The sequence below is a fragment of the Mesobacterium pallidum genome, assembly GCF_019966535.1.
Lineage (GTDB): Bacteria > Pseudomonadota > Alphaproteobacteria > Rhodobacterales > Rhodobacteraceae > Mesobacterium > Mesobacterium pallidum.
In genome coordinates, this window is sequence record NZ_JAIMID010000004.1 from 295,930 (window position 1) to 314,182 (window position 18,253).

Sequence of the window (18,253 nt, forward strand, 5' to 3'; positions counted from 1 at the left end):
TAACCTAAAACACGGGGATCGCCGATGTCCCGAGAGCGTGCAGCGCGGCAGGGTATCGGCGATTCAAGGTCAAGGCGGAGCGCTTTAGCTCCCGGATCGAGCAAGACGACCTCCGGGACCCCGCTTCGGCGGGGTCTATTGCTTTGCTGGGGCGTGGTTGGGGCCAATCCGCCCGGACAAGGCCCATCGGGGGCGCGGCGAGGCTCTAGCAGCGTGGGTCTACCCACCTGACACCTCGGAGGTTTTGATGACCCTGCTTTCCTTCCCCAAATCCACATCCGGCGGCAGGCCCTCGCCGGACGGAACGCCCCCTGCGCCGCAGCCGAACCGGTTCGGCGCGGATTACGCCTGGATCACCTTTGTCTTCGGCTCTGTCATGGCCATGCTGGCCATCGCGTCGGGCTATGCCAGCTTTAACGGCATTCAGCTGTTCCAAAGCGAGATCGGCGGGGAGTCGATCACCACCAAGGGGACGGCAGTCATCCTGACGCTCTCCATCGTCACGATCCTGGCTGTCGGCTGGGGCATGATCCTCAAATATGCCCCCGAAGCGCCGACGCCCTGGCTGGGCCTGCGCATGACCCTGCTGGGGCTGGCGCTGACCGCCCTGACGCTGGGGGCCAGCACGACGTCGAACCTGGCGGCGCTGGTGGGACCGCCGAGCAAGGTCCATGCCTGGACCCTGACGCATACCGATCATGTGGCTCTGACCAACCGGCTGGAGACGAGCGTGCTGGGGATCGACAAAATCCTGCCGGGCTGGCAGGCGCAGCAGGCCGAAGCCTGCAAGCTGGCCGCTCTCGAACTTGACGGCGGGGTGGCCTCGGGCACCGGTGCCGGGAGCGGTCCAGTCGCCGCGAACCTGGCGCGGGTCTGCGAGCAGACGAAGAGCTTTGTGGGGTCGATGATGGCGGCGCGGAACGCCGCAATCCAAGGCGTGGGGGCCGCGCAGGACGCGCTCGTGGCCATGCGCGGCGCAATCCGGGATAGAGACGCGGCGATTGTCGCGCGTGAGGACCGGTTTCTCGATGCCGGTGTCGCGCTCAACACTGCGCTGCAAAAGATCCGTGCGTCGGATCTGACGGATGTCATGGACGCCGGTGCCGCCCAGCTGCGGGCCAGCGTGGCGGAGCTGTCGGAGACGACGGCCTTCTCGAAGCGGCAAGCTGAATCCGTCGCAGGGATCAAGGCAGGTCTTGCGGGGCTGGTGGCCAGCACCGAGTTGATCACCGCGCGGCTGAAACGCGATCCGATCCCGCTTTTGGCACCGATCACCTCGCCCGACCTGATCACGGCCATCCGCCTGCACGGCGGGCGCTTTGTCCCCATGGTCTCGCTGGCGCTTGCGCTGGACCTGTTCCCGCTCTGGGCGCTTATGTTCCTGATGACCGCGCGGGCCGGGGCAGCACGGGCGGCACAAACCGCCCGCACCCGGCCCACAGACTAGGTCGCGATGGCCTCAGGTGGGGGGTGTGACCCACCCACCTGAGGAGACGACAATGAAGATTTTTGTTCAACGCGGCTTGAACTTTTTGCTGCTGTCCCTGGGGCTGACGCTGATGGCGACCCTCAGCCTGGCCCTGATTATCTGGATGCTGCTCGGCACCGAGGTGCCTGCCATCGAGCGCATCGCCTGCACATACAATCTCACCACCAGTTGCGTCATCGCCAAGGCCGAGGCCGAGGCCGAGCGGAGCCGCGACGCGGCGGCGGACCGGGTGCGCAGAGCGCAGGCGGAGGCCGCGCGCATTCGCGCCGAGGCTGAGGCGCGGGTGCAGGCCAAAGAGGCCGAACTTGCCAAGCTGGAACGGCGCAAGGCCGAGCTGCAGGCGTTGCACGAACGTCTGGCCAGGATCGAGCGGAGGGCCAGCGATTATGCCGTCTTCCACAAGAACAAGACCGGCCGCTACGAGGTCGTCACCGGGCATGGCTATGACTCGCTGCTGCACGACAACCGCCTGGTCGAGGCCTGGTGCTACATGGTTCTGGGGCGCGGGAATGATCTGCGCACGATCTATCTGGCCCGCTACAGCAAGATCCGTGGCCTCAAAGAAGAGAGCATTCCCGAAACGGTCCTGCGCGAGCCCGGCATCGACAGGGAGGTCATCGCCGCCCATCGCGCCCGCTGCATCTGGCCGGAGGGCCTGTCTTGAGCGCCCCGCAGGAGCGCCAAGGCGTGTTGGCCCCGATGCTTCTGGCATCGGGGCTTATCTGGGGCGGGGATTGGCTGGAAACCCATATCCTCGAAGAACCGGGGATCGTGCTGCTGGCGCTGGCGATGAAGATCCTCGGCGGGGTCACAGCAGTGAAAGCGTTGAACCGGATGGTGACAAAGCTGCAGGATATCCTGAGCTATCTGCGCTCCCGGCGGCGCGGCAAGCTCAAAGGTGCCGCTGGCTGGCTGAGCGAACGGCAGGCCCGGCGGTTGCGGCTTGACCGGCGCAAGCCCGGAACCCGTTTAATTGGCGTGTTGGGTCGCAGTGCGATCTTCGCCGGATCTGAAACCCATCAGCTGATCTTGGGTCCGTCTGGGACGAGCAAATCAACCGCAGGCTTCTTTCCCTTGCTCTGCGGGCTGGGCGACAGCGCGGTTGTCAATGACTCCAAGAAAGAGCTCTACGCCGTCACCGCCGCATATCGTCGGCGCTACCTGCGCCACCGGATCGTCCTGCTGGACCCCGACGATCCAGACGCCGATTGCGTCAATCCGCTCGACGATCTGGCCGATCTGATCGCGGCGAACAGCCCCATAGCCCTGACCTATGCCCGCGCCCTGTCGTTCCAGATGAAGCCCGATCCGCCAAAGCCGGACCAGAATGCCTTCTTCACTATCGGCAGCCGCGAGTTGATCACCGGGTTGAATTGCGCGGTCGCGGCCACCTGTCCGCCCGAGCACCGGACGCTGGCCACCACCAACAGGGCGCTTTCCGACCCCTCCTTCCTACACGAGCTGCTTGATCGGGCCATGGCCGTCGAAGCGCTTGACGGGGCGATTGCGGAACTGGCGTCTAGTCTCCATGCCCAGGCCTTTGGCGACGACGGCGCGGCCAAGACACATGAGCAATTCCGCCTCGGCGCGGCTCAAGCCACCGCGATCTATGCCAAGGGCGGGCCGCTCGCCCGGATCACGTCTCGGACGACCTTCCGCTTTGCCGATATGAAACACGCGCGGATCACGGCCTATCTGGTGGTCGATTATGCCAACAAGGACGCCGCCGGTCCTTGGGCCGGAATGATGCAATGGCTTGCAACCTGGCAGTTGGTGCAGGAGCGGACCAACACGCCGGTCTATCTGTTGCTGGACGAATTCTGCAACGCCCCGCTGAATGGCTTGCCCACGATGCTGACGCTGCTCAGGAGCTACGGTATCCGCTGCATCATGGCGACGCAGGATCTGGATGACATCCATCGGGTGTACGGCAAAAACGCTCTGGAATCCGTGCTCTCGGAGGCCGATATCAAGCAATTCCTGGGTGGGATCCGGTCGCAAACGACTTTGGATTATCTCAGCAAGTATCTGGGCAATGAGACCGAGCATGCGCCCAGCTACAGCTTCCAGAAAGACGGCGTGCAGGAAAGCCTGGCAAAGACCGAACGCCCGTTGAAGACGCCCGACGAGTTGCGTCGTCTGAGCTCCGAAAAGCAGATCGTCATCTGGGGCAATCTGAAGCCGATGCTGCTGCGCAAGGTGCAGGTCTTTGCGATCCATCCCTGGCGGCACAGGATCGGAATCAACACGATGTACAGCAAGCGCCGCCATCTGCTGCCCATCGAAATCCGACTGCGCTGGTGGGGAACGCAAGTCACGCCGCGCGGATGGATGGCGCGAACCGGACGGGTCTCCAGCTGGCCGATCTGGGTGTTCCTGGCGCGCAAACTCTCGCCCGGTGCCTGGGTGATCTTCCTTCTGGTGGCCTTGGCGCTCACCGCCGAGCACGGGATGCCGCATCTGCGCGCCAGCTATGGCTATGTCGGACCGTATTCCGCCCGTCGGTTTACCTGGTGCCGCTATATCGGTCCCAGGCCCTTCACGATCAACGGGCCGTCTTGCCCGTTCATCATTCTGCGCAAGTCAAACTAGGAGAACGACATGTCCGATATCGACCCGAACACCCATCGCCACATCCAGACCCGCGACGGGGTGGCCAGCATCCCGCGCAGCCAGCAAGGCGTGATGCTGAAAGACTACTTCCGCAACACCGAACTGCCGCAGGATCTGGATCGTGCGATGGTCTATGTCACCGAAAAAGGCCCTGTGATCGCCACGCCAGATCCCGAGAGCTGGAGCGAGAAACACGACCAGATGGCGCGCGACTACGCCGACAAGCTGAAACTGCAAATCGACGACAAGGGCTATTATTCCAAGACGCTCAACCTGTTTGCCGAACGCCTGTCAGAGGCCACCGGCCATTCGCGCGACGAGATGAAAGCGGTGATCGCCAAAAGCTTCGAGACCCGCCATAGCACCGACCCCTATACCTATTTGAGCGAGCAACGCCTCGCCCAGGGCAAGCCGGTGCGCGGTCAGGACCAGGAGATTGCGCATGAACGCCAGTGACGCCCGCCAGACCGCCTCGCGCCGGGAGGTCTCGCGGCTGATCGAGGAGCGCGAATCCGACCATGACAGGCTGAGCCACGAGCATCCCGCGCCCAGTTGGGCCGACAGCTCCGCCCAGTCGGCGGCGCTGCGCCGCATCGCCGCCCGTGAGCGCCGGATCCGCTATCTGACCCATCGTCTGGAGGGCGCAACCCGCAAGATGGAGCGGGACTTCGACATCTCTTCGTTCTAGAAACCGGAACGGCGGAGCTGGCCGAACGGGTCAGCGCCAGCTCTCCGCCCGCACCCGTAAGACTGGCCATGGCCAGGACCAAACAGCTAGGGCTGCGGCATATGTCCCGGATCGGCGCGCCTGCGCCGCTGTCGCCTGGTCGCCGCAGGGGCATCGTCCTTGAACATCTCCCGGAACTCTTGCTTCAATTCCTGGACAATCCCGAACGCTGCCTGCCGCGCTGCAATCCGTTGGGCTTCGATCACCCGGCGTTCCCTCAATTGTGCCTGCCGATGTGCGTCCATCTGATCACGGTCCCGCGCCGATGCCTTCAGATACTCTTGCGCATGGCTGCGCTGGAGACGGGCGCGCTGCCCCGTCATCCATTGCCACAAGCCGCCAAGGCCTGTCTTGAGCAGCGCCTTGCGCGCTGCCGCTTCCGCGTCCCGCCGCTTGGCCTGTTCGGTCTGCAACAACGCGCGTTCTGCCCGGTGGCGTGCGATCATCTTGGCGCGCCGCGCGTTCAGTCCCGTACGATTCCGGCCAAACTGTCCACGCACCTCCTTCGCCAACCGGGTGAAGGCCCGGCGCATATCCGTCTTCATCGCCTGCCGGACCTCTGCGACCGGCGCATAGTCCTTGGGATCGCCCAGCCGCGCCGCGACCTCCTTGGTGCGCTTGCCCAGGCTCCGCGCCACGGCCATGACTTGGCCCTCGGGCGAGACGATCACAAATCCACGTCGATCCCCGCGCGCAAGCCGGTAGCCACGTTGCCCCAGTGCCTGTTCGAAGGCCGCGCGATTGTCCGCCGCCGCCCAGCTTTGTTGGATCAGCGCCTTCTGGTCGCCCGCGTGAATGCCCCTGCGTTTGGCTTCCTGCCATTCCGCCAGCGAATAGGTCAGCGCCGACTTCGGCGCTTGGTCGATCATGCCCTGCGGCAGCGTCCAACCATGTTCCAGAAAGAGCGCTTGCGACACCTTCCGCAGCCGTTGCCGCGTATAGTCGAGGTTGATCGCCCGCATGGTCACGGCGTCGATCCGCGACCAAACGCAATGGGCATGACGCCGCCCGTCCTTCTCGTGAAACACTATCGCTCTGGGCTGGCCGGAGAGGCCCGTCGCCTCCGCCACCTTGTCGATGGCGGCAACAAAGGCCGCGTCTGAGACGGCGGCGCTGCCCGGCGGGTTGAACGACACCGAAAACAGCGGCTGGCGACAGCGCGTCCCTTTGGCCACCGCCTGAATCTCCTTCAACGCTTCGGTCAAATCGTCGGTGCAAAAGCCCGACACTTCGTGAAGTTCGACATGATCGTTCTCGTCGGTACGCAACAGATGCACCGCCAGCGCCTTGGCCCCGGATCGCTGCGACCCCTTCAAGATCATCGGCTCTTCACCCGCAGCGCCTGCATGAGCAAAGCGCGGATCTCGCCAATCTCGGCCCGTGCAGTGTCGATCTGCCCGCGTTCCACTTCATCCAACGCAACGATGCCGTTCGTAGCGGCGGCACCGAGCCGATCCAGCCCTTGCAAAGCGCCGCTCTGGCCGAGCAAGGCCAGGACCTGCGCCAGCTCCCTGGACGAAGCCGCCGGGACACGCGTGTTGGCGCGCTTGTTTGCCGCTTCCGCCAAGGCCAGATCGCGCACGAAGGCACTCAAAGCCCGGTCCCCGGCCTTTGCCTCCAGCGCCAGACGCTCTTCGGGCGTCAGCCGGATCGTCAATCGCGTATCCTTGGCATTGGGAGGCATGGGGGTTGGGGTCTCCAAATAGAAAACCCCGCCGCCTCGGGTCGAGGGGCGGGGTCGGGTTGAACATGATGATTGGGGGCGACGAAGGTGGGCGTCACTCGGGCGGATCTGGTGGTTGGTGGTCGGCCTCTGCGGGCACGTCAGAGCGCTGGCTCAGGACCGCTTCCCAACGCTCCAACTCAGCGAATAAGGCATCCCAGTGGTTCGAAAAACCTCCCTCCGTGTCCGCCACTTGACCTTACGAAAGCGTTCTCCCGATCCGGCTGCGGCCGGATTTTTCCGTTGTATTCGGGGGTTATGCGGGTTGGGCTGAGCACTGGCACCTGCGCCAGGAGGCATGGGAGCGGTCTCTCAGGGCCGGTATTCTCCGGACCTCATGACTGCGCGGGTTTGGTGAATTTCTCGTAAGTTGTTGTAGAAAAGAAGAAATTTCAAACCGCGGAAATTGCTTGGATTGGAGTCGCGTTTGCGTCTGCCGCGACCGGGTTCGGAAGTTCTCAGGCCATTGCCCGTTCCAGTCTCTGTTTCCGACGCTCCCAATTGGGCATCACTTTGTCGAGGAGCTCGAAGAATGCGGGGCCGTGATGTGGCTCGGCCACATGGCAAAGCTCGTGGGTGATGACATAGTCGATGGCGTCGACAGGCGCCTGCACGAGGCGGCGGTTCAGCAGGAGGCGGCCTGCCGGAGACATGGATCCCCATCGCTGCCTGGTTTGGCGCACGATGAGCCCCTTCGGCCGAAATGCCTCGGGATCCGGGAAGAGACCGAGACAGAGTTCGATCCGCTCCGGGAACTTGATGTGGGCCCGATCCCGGTACCAGGCATCGACCAGTTCGCGCGTTACTTCCGGCCTGGTCGGCCGATGAGTCTGCACGACGATAAAGCCGCGGATCAGCTTCACGCATTCCTGCACATGCGGCACGACCTTCAGCCGGTACTGGCGGCCGAGGTAGAGATGCGTCTCTCCGGCGACGAACCTGCGCTCCGGCGTCCGCGGTAGGAACTGTGAGAAGTACCGTTGCTGCTTTGTCACCCATGCCGCGCGCTTTCGCAGCTTGGCTTCAATGGCGTCGAGCGTCGCGTCCTCCGGGGCTGCGATCACCACCGAAGCATCCGGCTCGACGGCGATCTCGAGCGTCTTCCTCGGGCGGCGGACGATTTCATATCGGATCTCCTGCTCGCCGTAACGCAGGCAGTACAACTCGCGCGTCATGCCGCGAACCGGGCCCGGGCGAGGTCCATGATCTTCAGTTCGAGATCGTCGAGCACCTCCACGGGGAGGTCGATGCCTTGCTCGTCGCGCAGAACGTCGAAGAAGTAGTCGTCTATGGCGTTGCGCAGATTGTTCTGCGCCACCTCGTTCGACCAAATGTCGACGATCAGGTGCGATTTGATGATGTCTATTATCCGTTGTGCGATCGCTGCGGCATCGTCGCCTCCAACCAGCGAGTCTCCCTTGGTCCTGAGCTGACCGTCCAGGATTCCGAAGAACGCCTGTGCATCCTCATCGCCCCGGATGCTTTCGGGAACATCCCGGCCCCTATCCTTGCGTGCCACCTTGCTCGCGAGGTCCACGACGCTGTTCAGGTACTCGCGCTCGGAGAGCCGCTTCTCGCGATAGGCGCGAATGGTCTCTTCGAGCAGCTCGGAGAACTGTTTGTAGAACGTCGGGTCCTCATCCATCTTCTCGGTGATTGCCCGCCGGGTGGCGCTGGCGATGCGGTCCGCCCTCGAGGCTTCTGAGACGCCCGTCTCCTCGACGACCGCCTTCAGCGCATCGGGATCGTTGATGTTCACCACCTCGATGATGGTCTCGGCAGGCATCGCCACGACATGGTCATCGAGCAGCTTCTGGATCTTCGGCTCGAACTCGCGGACATCGACCGTCTCCTGGTAACGGAGCTGGACCGACCGCTTGAGCTCGGAGAACTGCTTCCAGTCCCGCTTCAGGGCGTCGACCTTGGCCTCGTCGAAGACATCGAACAGCTTGTCCGACGAGAGCGATATGTGCAGGCACCGGCTGAAAGCCTTGAGGCGCGCGTAGAACTCATGGCGAAGCGACTCGTCGGCAAGGTGCTGCTCGAACTGCTCCATGTCCTTCTTGTTCCGGACCGGCTTGAACAGGTCCCAGAGCTGATCGTGCAGCTGGGGCAGCTTGCGGATCTCCTCGCGGACGTCATGCACCGTCTCGGCGAGGTCCGCCGCCTCGTACCCCTCGAATGCGCTATAGGTCGTCAGGGCGCTGTCGAGCTCGCCCAGCAACCCTTCGTAGTCGATAATGAAGCCGAATTGCTTCTCCGTGCCGCCGTCCTCGTAGAGCCGGTTCACGCGCGCAATCGCCTGCAGGAGATTATGTTCCTTCAAGGACTTGCAGACATAAAGCACTGTGTTCCGGGGCGCGTCGAAGCCGGTGAGGAGCTTGGAGACGACGATCAGGATTTCTGGATCGCCGGAACCTTTGAAGGCATCGATGATCTGGCGGTTGTACTCCTCCTCGGTCTTGTACCGCGCCATCATCTGCGACCAGAAGCGACGCACGAGGTCCTTGGATTCCTGGTCGACATCCTCGTTACCCTCGTTCTCATCCGGCGGCGAGATGACGATCGCGCTCGAGACGTGGCCGATCTCGTCGAGGACCTCCTTGAAGCGGACGGCCGCGGCCTTCGAGGGGGCAACGAGCTGTGCCTTGAAGCCAGTGCCCTGCCAGTGTTGGCGATAGTGCTCGGAGATGTCGAACGCCTTGGCTCGGATGGCCTGGTCGGTCTTCGACAGCGCGTCCATCCGGGAGAACTTGCGCTTGAGGTCGGCCTTCTGGCTGTCAGTCAGCCCCTCGCTGATCTTGTCGAACCATCGGTCGATCACGGTGCCCGAGACCTGCTGCTCGACAAGCCGTCCCTCGTAGAGCAGCGGCACGACGGCGCCGTCGGCGACCGCCTCGTCGATCGCGTAGCGGTGGATCAGCCGCCCGAAGGTCGACAGCGTGTTCTTCTCCTTCTTAAGGAGAGGCGTGCCGGTGAAGCCGAGGTAGCAGGCCTTGGGCAGAAGGCGCCGCATCTTGGCGGCGAACTGGCTGTGGCCGCCGTAGCGACCCGTCTGCGTCCTGTGGCTCTCGTCGACCAGCACGAAGATGTTCGGATCCTCGTCCACCAGCTTGCTGTTCTTCAGCGCCGTGTCGAACTTGTTGATGATCGTGGTGACCAGCGGAGCTTTGTTGTGGACGAGCTCCAGAAGGTGGGACCCACTCGTCGCCCGAACCGGTTCGAGGTCACAGGACTTGAAGGTGTCCTTGATCTGCTTGTCGAGATCGTCGCGGTCCGTGACGATGATGATCCGTGGGTTCTCGATGCTGCGCTCCAAGGCAAGCGAGCGTCCCAGCATCACCATCGTCAATGACTTTCCCGAACCCTGCGTGTGCCAGATCACGCCGCCCTTTCTGGCGCCGCTGACATCATGCTGCTTGACCGTCTCGACCGCGCGCCGGATCCCGAAGAACTGCTGATGGCGTGCCACCTTGCGGACGCCGCCGTCGAACACGGTGAAGCGGCGGATGAGGTCGAGCAGCCGCTCGGGGCGACACAGCGCGTACACCGTCCGGTCCTGAACCGTGACCGCGCGCTCGCCCTCGGCGGCCATGGCGTCGAAGTAGGCTCGTGCGCCCGCGAAGTCGCCGGAGAAAACGGCGTCCTTCTCCGCTGCGGTGAGCACGCGGTTGGCAAAGGGCGCGATGGCCTCGTCAGTGTCCTCCTCGTCGCGCCAGGTCTGCCAGAATTTCCGCGGCGTCCCGACGGTCGCGTAGCGCGCCTCGTTCCGGTTCATGCCGATCAGCAGCTGGGCGAAGTGGAATAGCTGCGGGATCTTGTCCTCGTTCTGGTAGCCGATCAGCTGGCTGTCCGCCTTCTTCAGGCTCTCTGTCGGCCGCTTGTTCTCGATCACCAGGATCGGGATGCCGTTCACAAACGCGACGATGTCGCAGCGCTTGGTCTGGCTCGACGCGGTCCTCTCGACCGAGAACTCGGCAGTGACATGGAATACGTTGTTCTCCGGCCGCTCCCAATCGATGTAGTGGAACGAGTAGCTCTTCGAGTCGCCGTCGATGGACTTCGTGATCGTCGTGCCGAGGACAAGCGTGTCGTAGATGTCCTGGTTCGTTCCCCGCAGCCCCTTCAGTCGGTCTGGCGTGGGCTTGAGCCGCCGTATCGCCTCGTGTGCGTCCTCGAGGTCGAAGGCGTACTCTCGACCCCTATGCGTGAAGCGGTTGATGCGCATGAGCTGTTCGGCGAGCACGTCGTCCAGCACCACGTTCCGCAGCCGCCCGCCGCGCAGGCGCAAGGCCTCCTCCTGCGAGAGCGGCGTGAACCCGAGCGCCACGAGCAGCTGCAGCGCCGGAACCTGGGACTGGTGTTTCTCGGCGGCGTTGAAGGTCATGAGCGTGCTCCGAACGCTGCTCGATGACCTGACGAAACGTGCGACCTGTTAGGGGTCCCTTGACTTCCAAGCCATACAATGACCATATCTACCAAGAGTTCACTGCCCATCGGCTGTGAATCTGTCGAGGCTTCGGACGCTGAGCCAGCATAGCGAATCAGCGTCCCTCTTCCCTTATCGCAACGCATTGAGACAGTCCTCCAGCGTCCAGAATGGCGCACGGGTTAGCTTGGTCTGCGTCCTGGCGTCTGCGGGATAGCAGGTCACGAACTGGGCGCGCAGTTCTCCGTCTCTCAAACGCAAGGCGATGATTACGAGGAAGCCGTCGATGAACACGGTTACGCGCCGCGTTGGGTCATGCCGTTGCTCTTTCTTCAACCAACCCTGTAGACGCCGCGCATTCGGATCGGCAAGTGCAGGAGCGATCCATTCCATGCGCATCGCGCGTTCAAGGGAGAACACGTCGTTTTCCCCACGACGCCCCGAACTCTCGAAAAAAGCATGATCAAATTCCTGCTTTCGAAAAAAGACACGAATACCATCATGTGTAACGATCCCGCCTCGGCAGAGCGTTCGCTCGTAGTGGGTGCGATAGGCGGCCTGATCAGCAAGCTTCAACAGCGGCGGAGTCACCAACCACCTCCCAGCCGGATCTTGAAGATATTGAACTTCTCCTCCGACTTGTGGGTAGGGCTGAGGCGCGGACGATTGAGCCGCCGTTCCAAGTGGGCGATGAAGCCTTCTTTCGCTGTTCCAAGATCGGTCCGCTCATTGATCCGAGCGGAAACCGCGCCGAGCAGCACATCACAGAGCTGCAAAAGAACTACTTCGGAGGAAGGTAACGACTGAACTTCTGGAATGGTCGATGTGCGGTTGGCGTTGTTCAGGACACGCTGGAGAGTGTGAAGCCGTGTACGGTCTCTGTTGCGTTTCAGGTCGCAAAAGACTGTGTATTCGTTCCGGTCAAGTATCCAGTGGTGGAGAACCTGATAGTAGAACTTGTAGAAGCCAAGTTCCGCATCACCGTTATGAAGGTCCAGATTCATGGCCTGGTGATCGACCGCAATGCAGCGGAACCGAAGGTCGAGGCCAAAACTCATGAAAAGGTCCACGAGATCGGTGTAGAAAGCAGCCTTCGACGGCGAGACCTTTCGCCACTTCATCTCTCCATGAACACCGTGACGCTGGCGCAGATCGGCGATCCGCGCCTTGACGTCCTCGCGCAGTTCGGCGGGCAGCCAAAGGCTGCCGATCATCAGGTATCGGCCCTGTGGCTTCCCGGAGGTGAACAGGTCGGGCAGAGTCTCGTCGCAATAGACCTCGAATTTCACTGACTGACCCTCCATTCCCCGGTCAGCAGTTTCTGCATCAGGCCGCGTTTCTGGCGGGTCAGGGCTTCGATCTCGGCTTCGATGCCGGCGCACTCGGCATGCGACGCATTTGCGATGTCGGCGATGGCGGCCTGTTCGGCCGGGTCCATCGGCAGGCGGAGCTTGCCTTCGAGAAACTGGTTGTTGGTGACCGCGATCGTGTTCTTGGCGCCCTTCTGGACAAGGGGATAGAGGTAGTTGCGGGCGGCCAGCGGCGACTCGAAGAGCGCATCGAAGATCACGCCAAGCGCGTAGGTCTGCGGGGTGAACACGCCGTAGAGCGGGGAGACGATGACCTCGCGGTCGATCTTGCTCTGCTTGATGATCCCGAGCGGGAAATCGCCAGTGGGGCTCTTGGTGTAGACGATGTCGCCCGGCAGGACGCGATTGTAGTGGTCGGTGTTCGCGGCCGAAAATGATCGCCCGAGATGCTCGATTTGGTTGACCAGCCCCTTGTGGACCGAGACCGAAAAGACCTCTTCCGCGCCGGTGGATCTCGACCCGTGCTCATGGAGGACCGCACTCAGCGGGACAACGCGCCACTCGCCCGTGAAGCCGGGCAACCTGACTTTGCCGGTGAACAGATGGGTCCGGAACCAGACGCGGCGGCGGATGTTCAACGCGCGAAGGGTAGTCAGCTTTTCGAGCGCCTCGTCCCAGGTCCGCAGGATCTCGGCGATCTTGCGCTGTTCGGGGAGTGGTGGGAAATCAATTGTAAGGCGCTTGAAGATCGGCAACCCGATGGTCTTGATCGTTGAGCCAACAGCCATCCGCTCAAAGAAGGGCTTCTGCGTCTGCATCCACGCGTAGAGAAACCAAGGGTCGAGGACGTCTTTGTTGGAGCAGGACCACGCAATGAAATGCTGACTGACAGCCATTTCGGTCTTCAGGACTGCAGACTTTCCAACGCCGGCATCCCGAGACAGGATCACTGTTTCCGGGGGCAGCAAGACTGCTGATGAGTGCCTGATGCCAAGGTGAGAAATCTGCTTGTCGGTTTCTTCGATATACCCTTGGTCAAGCTTGGCGCTATCCGCCAGCGAGACCCAAGACACTCCACCGTTCCAATACTCCGGTTTTCCCTGATCCGGTGTGTGGCCGCTTGCCCGGTCGACAACGTCGTCCAGCCGCGCCCTGCGCCATCCTGTCGGCAAGGCACTTCCGAGATCGGGAAACGGCTTCAAGGTGTCACCGCCATCAAGCATCAACACCGAGCTCCTTCAGATAGCCGGCCATCTTCGCGCGTACCTCGGCCAGCTCGGCCTCGATCCGCAGGATGTCCTTCTGCACGGCGGCGACGTCGATCTCGTCTTCGGGCTCGAAGGTGTCGACGTAGCGGGGGATGTTGAGGTTGTAGCCGTTCTCGGCGATCTCCTCGGGGCTGGCCCGGTGCGAATACCGCGCGACCTCGGCGCGCGTGCCGTAGGTCTCCAGCACTTTGGCCACGTGCGCCTCGCCCATCACGTTCTGGGTCTTGCCCGGCGTGAACTCCTTGCTGGCGTCGATGAACAGCACATCGCGCCGGTCTTCATTCGCGCCGCCTTCCTCGCGCGAGCGGTCAAAGATCAGGATGGCGACCGGGATCCCAGTGGTGGTGAACAGGTTGGCGGGCAGGCCGACAACGGCATCGAGCAAGTTCTCCTCGATCAGCTGCTGTCGGATGCGCCCCTCCGCACCGGCCCGGAACAGCACGCCGTGGGGCACGATGACTGCCACCCGGCCAGACTGGCGCTTGGCGATCTCGATCATGTGGGTGATGAAGGCGTAGTCGCCCTTGGACTTGGGCGGCACGCCGCGCCAGAAACGCTTAAACTGGTCGCTATCGGCGTCCTCAGCGCCCCATTTGTCGAGCGAGAACGGCGGATTGGCCAGCACCACGTCGAAGCGCATCAGGTGGTCGCCCTCGACCAGCGCGGGGCTGTTGAGCGTGTCGCACCATTCGATGCGGGCGGCGTCCTTGGCGTGCAGGAACATGTTCATTCGGGCCAGCGCCCAGGTCGCTCCGTTCACCTCCTGCCCGTAGAGGGCAAAGTTCTCGGACCCGACCTCCTGCGAAGTCTGGATCAGCAGTGAGCCGGACCCGCAGGCGGGATCGCAGATCGTGTTGCCGGGCTGCGGCGCGGCCAGCTTGGCCAGCAGACGCGAGACAGCCGTGGGCGTGTAGAACTCGCCCGCCTTCTTCCCGGCGTCCGAGGCAAAGCGCGAGATCAGGTAGATGTAGCACTCGCCGATGATGTCCTCGGTCACCCGCGACGGGCGCAGGTCGAGTGCTGGCTTGGCGAAGTCCTCAAGCATGTTCTTGAGGCGGCGGTTGCGATCCTTCGGGCGGCCGAGATTGGCCTCGGAGTTGAAATCGATATTGCGGAAGACGCCCTCGAGCTTGGCCCGGTTTGCGTCCTCGATTTTTTCCAGCGCGATGTTGATCAGCTCGCCGATATTGGCCTCGTTCCGCTGGGCGTGGAGGTCGTAGAAGCTGGCGCCCTCAGGCAGTATGAAGCGCTCGCGCTCGAGGCGCCGGCGAATGCGTGCCTCGTCGTCGCCATACTGCTTGCGGTAGGTCTGGAGGTGGTCGTTCCAGAGGTCCGAAATATACTTCAGGAACAACATCACGAGGATGTAGTCCTTGTACTGAGCGGGATCGACTGCGCCCCGGAAGGTGTCGCAAGCAGCCCAGGCGGCATTATTGACCTGGTCTTGGGTAATCTGGTTGGTCATCAGACAATTTCCTTCTGGTCGGCGGCCTTCGCGGCCTCTCCGAGAATGGCGCTTACGAGTTCTTCGCGGCGAGCGGAGAGTTGGCGGAGCAGTTGTCCCTCCTGCCGAGCCAAGGCATTGAGTTCGACGATGCGTTTCTGCGTGAGCAGGTCGGGGACGGCGATCTCGAGGTTTTCGAGGACCGCCATCGGGATCATCCGGAGGCTTGTGCCCTGTGCTTCCGCGCCGAGCCTGCGCTGCGCGTCGGGCTGGTTGATGGCCCATGCCACGTATTCGGGGAGAACGAGATCCCTGTCGGGGCGAACGATCACCAACGGGACGATGACCACGACGGGCTCCGGCAGCGAAGCGGGAATGGCCGCCGCGGCGTTCGGCTCGCCACGCGATCGAAAGACAACCTCGCCGCCGCGGACAAAGTATCGATCGGACAGCTTGTCCAGGTCGTACCTCTGGAAATCTGGGCCTGGCGCTTCACCGCTAGTCCCGACGTCACGCAGCTGCAGTGCCGGCACGCCACCCTCCGGCAGCGGATCGAGCCTGCCGCGCGCCGTGTAGCCGGAGTGAATCTCAGAGAAATCCGCGAGCCGCATGAAGGAATCCTCTGTAAGGCGAGTTACAGAGATCTAGGCGAGCTCGCCTCGCGAGTCAATCCTTCAATATGCAGTTTTCATCCTACAGAGAAAAATGTAGTGCCTGATGCTGCCATGTGAGCGGAAACGGCTCCAACACCCGCGCCAGTGTCACCTCCGACCCCTGCTTCCCGTCCAGGATCGCGGCGACAATGTCGGGCGCGAGCAGAGTGAGCCGCAGGACGCGCGTCATGTAGGACGGTGCGATTCCTTCGTGCTCGGCCAGCTCGGCGATGGTGGCAAACTCGCCCGACTCGAGCATCCGCTTCCAGCGGAATGCGCGTGCCAGAGCCTTGACCAGCGTGCTGTCGGCGCGCCGCGGCTGGGTAGCGCCTTCCGGCAGCTGCATCTCCTTCCGCCCGCCGCGCTTCACGAGGCGGAACGGGACATGGAGCGTCACCGTCTCTGGGATCGGAGCTCCGCGGGTCATGCGGCTTCTCCGATCCCGCCGGCCAGCATCTCGCGCGCGAGGTCGTTCAGGCCGTCCACCCGGAGCCGGACGTTCAGCTCGTCCGCGCCGATGTCCACGCGCTCGACCAGCAGCGTGACGATGCGCGCCTGCTCGGCTGGGAACAGCTCGTCCCACAGTGGATCAAGCCTCTGCAGCGCCGAGCGAGCGTCGGCCTCGGTGATGTCGGCGGCGTGAGCGCGGGCGGCCTTCCATGTCCCGGCTACGATCTCTGGCTGGCGGAACACGGCGCGCAGCTGGTCAATAACGGCCGCTTCAACCTCGCCCGCGGGCACACGGCCCACCGGGCACGACCTGGCGCCATGCTTCAGCACGGTCTGGCTGACATAGTAGCGGTAGAGCCTCTCGCCCTTGCGGGTATGCGTTGGCGAGAATGCCGCGCCATCCGGCCCGAACAACAGTCCCTTGAGCAGCGCGGGGGTCTCGGCGCGCGTCCGCATCGCCCTCTTGCGGGGGCTCTCCTGCAGGATCACGTGGACGCGGTCCCACGTTTCGCGATCGATGATCGCGTCGTGCTCGCCGGGATAGCTCTCGCCCTTGTGGACCGCCTCGCCGATATAGGCGCGGTTGCTCAGCATCCTGTAGATGTATTTCTTGTCGATCCGGTTGCCGCGCGGCGTCCGGATGCCGCGTTTCGTGATCTCTCTCGCCAGCTCCGTGCCCGACCCGATCTCGAGGAAGTGGGCGAAGATCCAGCGGACGTGCGCGGCGGCTTCCTCGTCCACCAGCAGTTTGCGGTTTTCCACCCGGTAGCCGTAGGGCGGCACGCCCCCCATCCACATGCCCTTGCGCCGAGAGGCGGCGACCTTGTCGCGGATGCGCTCGGCGGTGACCTCGCGTTCGAACTGGGCGAACGAGAGCAGGATGTTAAGCGTCAGCCGCCCCATGGACGTGGTCGTGTTGAACGACTGCGTGACAGAGACGAACGTCACGCCGTTCCGGTCGAACACCTCGACCAGCTTGGCGAAGTCGGCGAGCGAGCGCGACAGGCGGTCGATCTTGTAGACCACCACCACGTCGATCAGCCCGTCCTCGATGTCCTCCAGCAGCCTCTGAAGGCCCACGCGCTCCAGCGTGCCGCCGGAAATGCCGCCGTCGTCATACTGATCGCGGACAAGCACCCATCCTTCGGAGCGCTGGCTGGCAATGTAGGCCTCGCAGGCCTCACGTTGGGCATGCAGGCTGTTGAACTCCTGCTCCAGCCCTTCCTCGGAGGACTTCCGGGTGTAGACGGCACATCGCAGCTTGCGGACGACCTTCGATTTATCCGGCGGCTTCGTCATGTCCGCCCCCTGTGGTTCTTGAGCCCGAAGAAGGTCCAGCCGTTCCAGCGCGTGCCAGTGATGGCCCGTGCGATAGCGGACAGCGACTTGTACGGCCGACCCTGCCATTCGAAGCCGTCGGCGGTAACAGTTACGATCTGTTCGACGCCCTGCCATTCGCGCAGGAGGCGCGTGCCGGTGATGGGGCGGTCGCGATCGGCGCGGATGCCGCGCTTCTTCCTGTCGCCGCCGTCCAGTTCCTCGCCGAGTCGTTCGAGGCGCCGGATCGTCTCGGGTTTGAGCCCGCCATAGGCAAGTTCCTGGATGCGGTAGGCCAAGCGGCTTTCCAGGTAGCGGCGATTGAACGGCGGCGGCTCGCTGTCGAACAGGTCGCGCCACTGCTTTTTCAGGTCAGGCGTCGGCGTGGTCTTGAGCGCGGCGAGGCGCGCGGGGACGGGATCGGGCTTGTTCATGCATTTCTCCGGTGCGTTGGAGTTGCATGACGGCATTGGTCGGGCGGATAGTGTAGGCCACGTTCTCCAGTATCGTCAGATACTTCGCCCCCATCCCGTATCCGCAACCGAACCAGCCCGAGCGCCAGCAGCCCGCACAACTCGGCGCGGCGTTCTGCGGGCGTCATCTGGTCGGGCGGGAGTGGGTTCGGGCGTTTCAACTTGGTCTCCGTCATGCGGCGCTTGGTTGCAGCGCGTTCTGAGAGAGAAAAGCCAAGTGGTCGGCCTGATCGGGACAGCTGCCGTCAGAAGAGCCTGATACCGGGGTTCCGAGCCGAACGAACCGGGCTCAGGGGGGCGCCCCATAGGTCATCTGTGTCTGGGGGTTCCATATGCTTGTTATGCGCCTTCCCGTTC

Annotated in this window: 17 protein-coding genes; 5 read left to right on the forward strand and 12 right to left on the reverse strand. The window is 63.2% G+C overall.

Annotated elements, in window-relative coordinates; genetic code table 11:
- The first annotated feature begins 247 nt into the window (after window positions 1-247).
- Genes MF270_RS08505 through MF270_RS08525 form a run of 5 tightly spaced genes read left to right on the forward strand, consistent with a single transcriptional unit; the run spans window position 248 to window position 4,790 of the window.
- The gene (locus tag MF270_RS08505) at window positions 248-1,447 is read left to right on the forward strand and encodes a hypothetical protein (protein ID WP_238365449.1); all 1,200 of its coding nucleotides are present in this window, start codon (window positions 248-250) and stop codon (window positions 1,445-1,447) included.
- Window positions 1,448-1,499: 52 nt separating this feature from the next.
- Entirely contained in the window at window positions 1,500-2,153 is a 654-nt protein-coding gene (locus tag MF270_RS08510) for a hypothetical protein (RefSeq protein WP_238365450.1), read from the forward strand.
- Window positions 2,150-4,081 carry a type IV secretory system conjugative DNA transfer family protein gene (locus MF270_RS08515; RefSeq protein ID WP_238365451.1) on the forward strand — a complete coding sequence of 644 codons (1,932 nt, stop codon included), beginning with the start codon at window positions 2,150-2,152 and terminating at the stop codon, window positions 4,079-4,081. Before MF270_RS08510 ends, MF270_RS08515 begins: the two co-directional genes overlap by 4 nt.
- A gap of 9 nt (window positions 4,082-4,090) precedes the next feature.
- Window positions 4,091-4,558, forward strand: coding sequence for a hypothetical protein (locus MF270_RS08520; RefSeq protein WP_238365452.1), 468 nt, complete (start codon window positions 4,091-4,093; stop codon window positions 4,556-4,558).
- The gene (locus MF270_RS08525) at window positions 4,545-4,790 is read left to right on the forward strand and encodes a hypothetical protein (protein ID WP_238365453.1); all 246 of its coding nucleotides are present in this window, start codon (window positions 4,545-4,547) and stop codon (window positions 4,788-4,790) included. Before MF270_RS08520 ends, MF270_RS08525 begins: the two co-directional genes overlap by 14 nt.
- Before the next feature lie 86 nt (window positions 4,791-4,876).
- Here MF270_RS08525 and MF270_RS08530 read toward each other — a convergent pair whose 3' ends face one another.
- From MF270_RS08530 to MF270_RS08585, 12 genes are all read right to left on the reverse strand, one after another.
- Window positions 4,877-6,151, reverse strand: coding sequence for a relaxase/mobilization nuclease domain-containing protein (locus MF270_RS08530; RefSeq protein ID WP_238365454.1), 1,275 nt, complete (start codon window positions 6,149-6,151; stop codon window positions 4,877-4,879).
- Window positions 6,148-6,513, reverse strand: coding sequence for a hypothetical protein (locus MF270_RS08535; protein WP_238365455.1), 366 nt, complete (start codon window positions 6,511-6,513; stop codon window positions 6,148-6,150). Before MF270_RS08535 ends, MF270_RS08530 begins: the two co-directional genes overlap by 4 nt.
- A gap of 497 nt (window positions 6,514-7,010) precedes the next feature.
- Window positions 7,011-7,727 carry a M48 family metallopeptidase gene (locus tag MF270_RS08540; RefSeq protein WP_238365456.1) on the reverse strand — a complete coding sequence of 239 codons (717 nt, stop codon included), beginning with the start codon at window positions 7,725-7,727 and terminating at the stop codon, window positions 7,011-7,013.
- On the reverse strand, window positions 7,724-10,939 hold the full coding sequence (locus MF270_RS08545; RefSeq protein WP_238365457.1) for a type I restriction endonuclease subunit R: 3,216 nt from the start codon (window positions 10,937-10,939) through the stop codon (window positions 7,724-7,726). The genes MF270_RS08540 and MF270_RS08545 overlap by 4 nt, the downstream gene beginning before the upstream one ends.
- A 174-nt stretch (window positions 10,940-11,113) precedes the next feature.
- On the reverse strand, window positions 11,114-11,572 hold the full coding sequence (locus MF270_RS08550) for a hypothetical protein (protein WP_238365458.1): 459 nt from the start codon (window positions 11,570-11,572) through the stop codon (window positions 11,114-11,116).
- On the reverse strand, window positions 11,569-12,270 hold the full coding sequence (locus MF270_RS08555) for a DUF3800 domain-containing protein (RefSeq protein WP_238365459.1): 702 nt from the start codon (window positions 12,268-12,270) through the stop codon (window positions 11,569-11,571). The genes MF270_RS08550 and MF270_RS08555 overlap by 4 nt, the downstream gene beginning before the upstream one ends.
- Window positions 12,267-13,514 carry a restriction endonuclease subunit S gene (locus MF270_RS08560; RefSeq protein ID WP_238365523.1) on the reverse strand — a complete coding sequence of 416 codons (1,248 nt, stop codon included), beginning with the start codon at window positions 13,512-13,514 and terminating at the stop codon, window positions 12,267-12,269. Before MF270_RS08560 ends, MF270_RS08555 begins: the two co-directional genes overlap by 4 nt.
- On the reverse strand, window positions 13,507-15,024 hold the full coding sequence (locus MF270_RS08565; RefSeq protein ID WP_238365460.1) for a type I restriction-modification system subunit M: 1,518 nt from the start codon (window positions 15,022-15,024) through the stop codon (window positions 13,507-13,509). The genes MF270_RS08560 and MF270_RS08565 overlap by 8 nt, the downstream gene beginning before the upstream one ends.
- On the reverse strand, window positions 15,024-15,614 hold the full coding sequence (locus tag MF270_RS08570) for a restriction endonuclease subunit S domain-containing protein (protein ID WP_238365461.1): 591 nt from the start codon (window positions 15,612-15,614) through the stop codon (window positions 15,024-15,026). The genes MF270_RS08565 and MF270_RS08570 overlap by 1 nt, the downstream gene beginning before the upstream one ends.
- A gap of 82 nt (window positions 15,615-15,696) precedes the next feature.
- The gene (locus tag MF270_RS08575) at window positions 15,697-16,083 is read right to left on the reverse strand and encodes a hypothetical protein (RefSeq protein ID WP_238365462.1); all 387 of its coding nucleotides are present in this window, start codon (window positions 16,081-16,083) and stop codon (window positions 15,697-15,699) included.
- A complete protein-coding gene (locus MF270_RS08580; RefSeq protein WP_238365463.1) occupies window positions 16,080-17,405 on the reverse strand; it encodes a recombinase family protein in 1,326 nt (441 codons plus the stop codon). The genes MF270_RS08575 and MF270_RS08580 overlap by 4 nt, the downstream gene beginning before the upstream one ends.
- On the reverse strand, window positions 17,402-17,857 hold the full coding sequence (locus tag MF270_RS08585; protein WP_238365464.1) for a DUF2924 domain-containing protein: 456 nt from the start codon (window positions 17,855-17,857) through the stop codon (window positions 17,402-17,404). Before MF270_RS08585 ends, MF270_RS08580 begins: the two co-directional genes overlap by 4 nt.
- Window positions 17,858-18,253 lie beyond the last annotated feature (396 nt).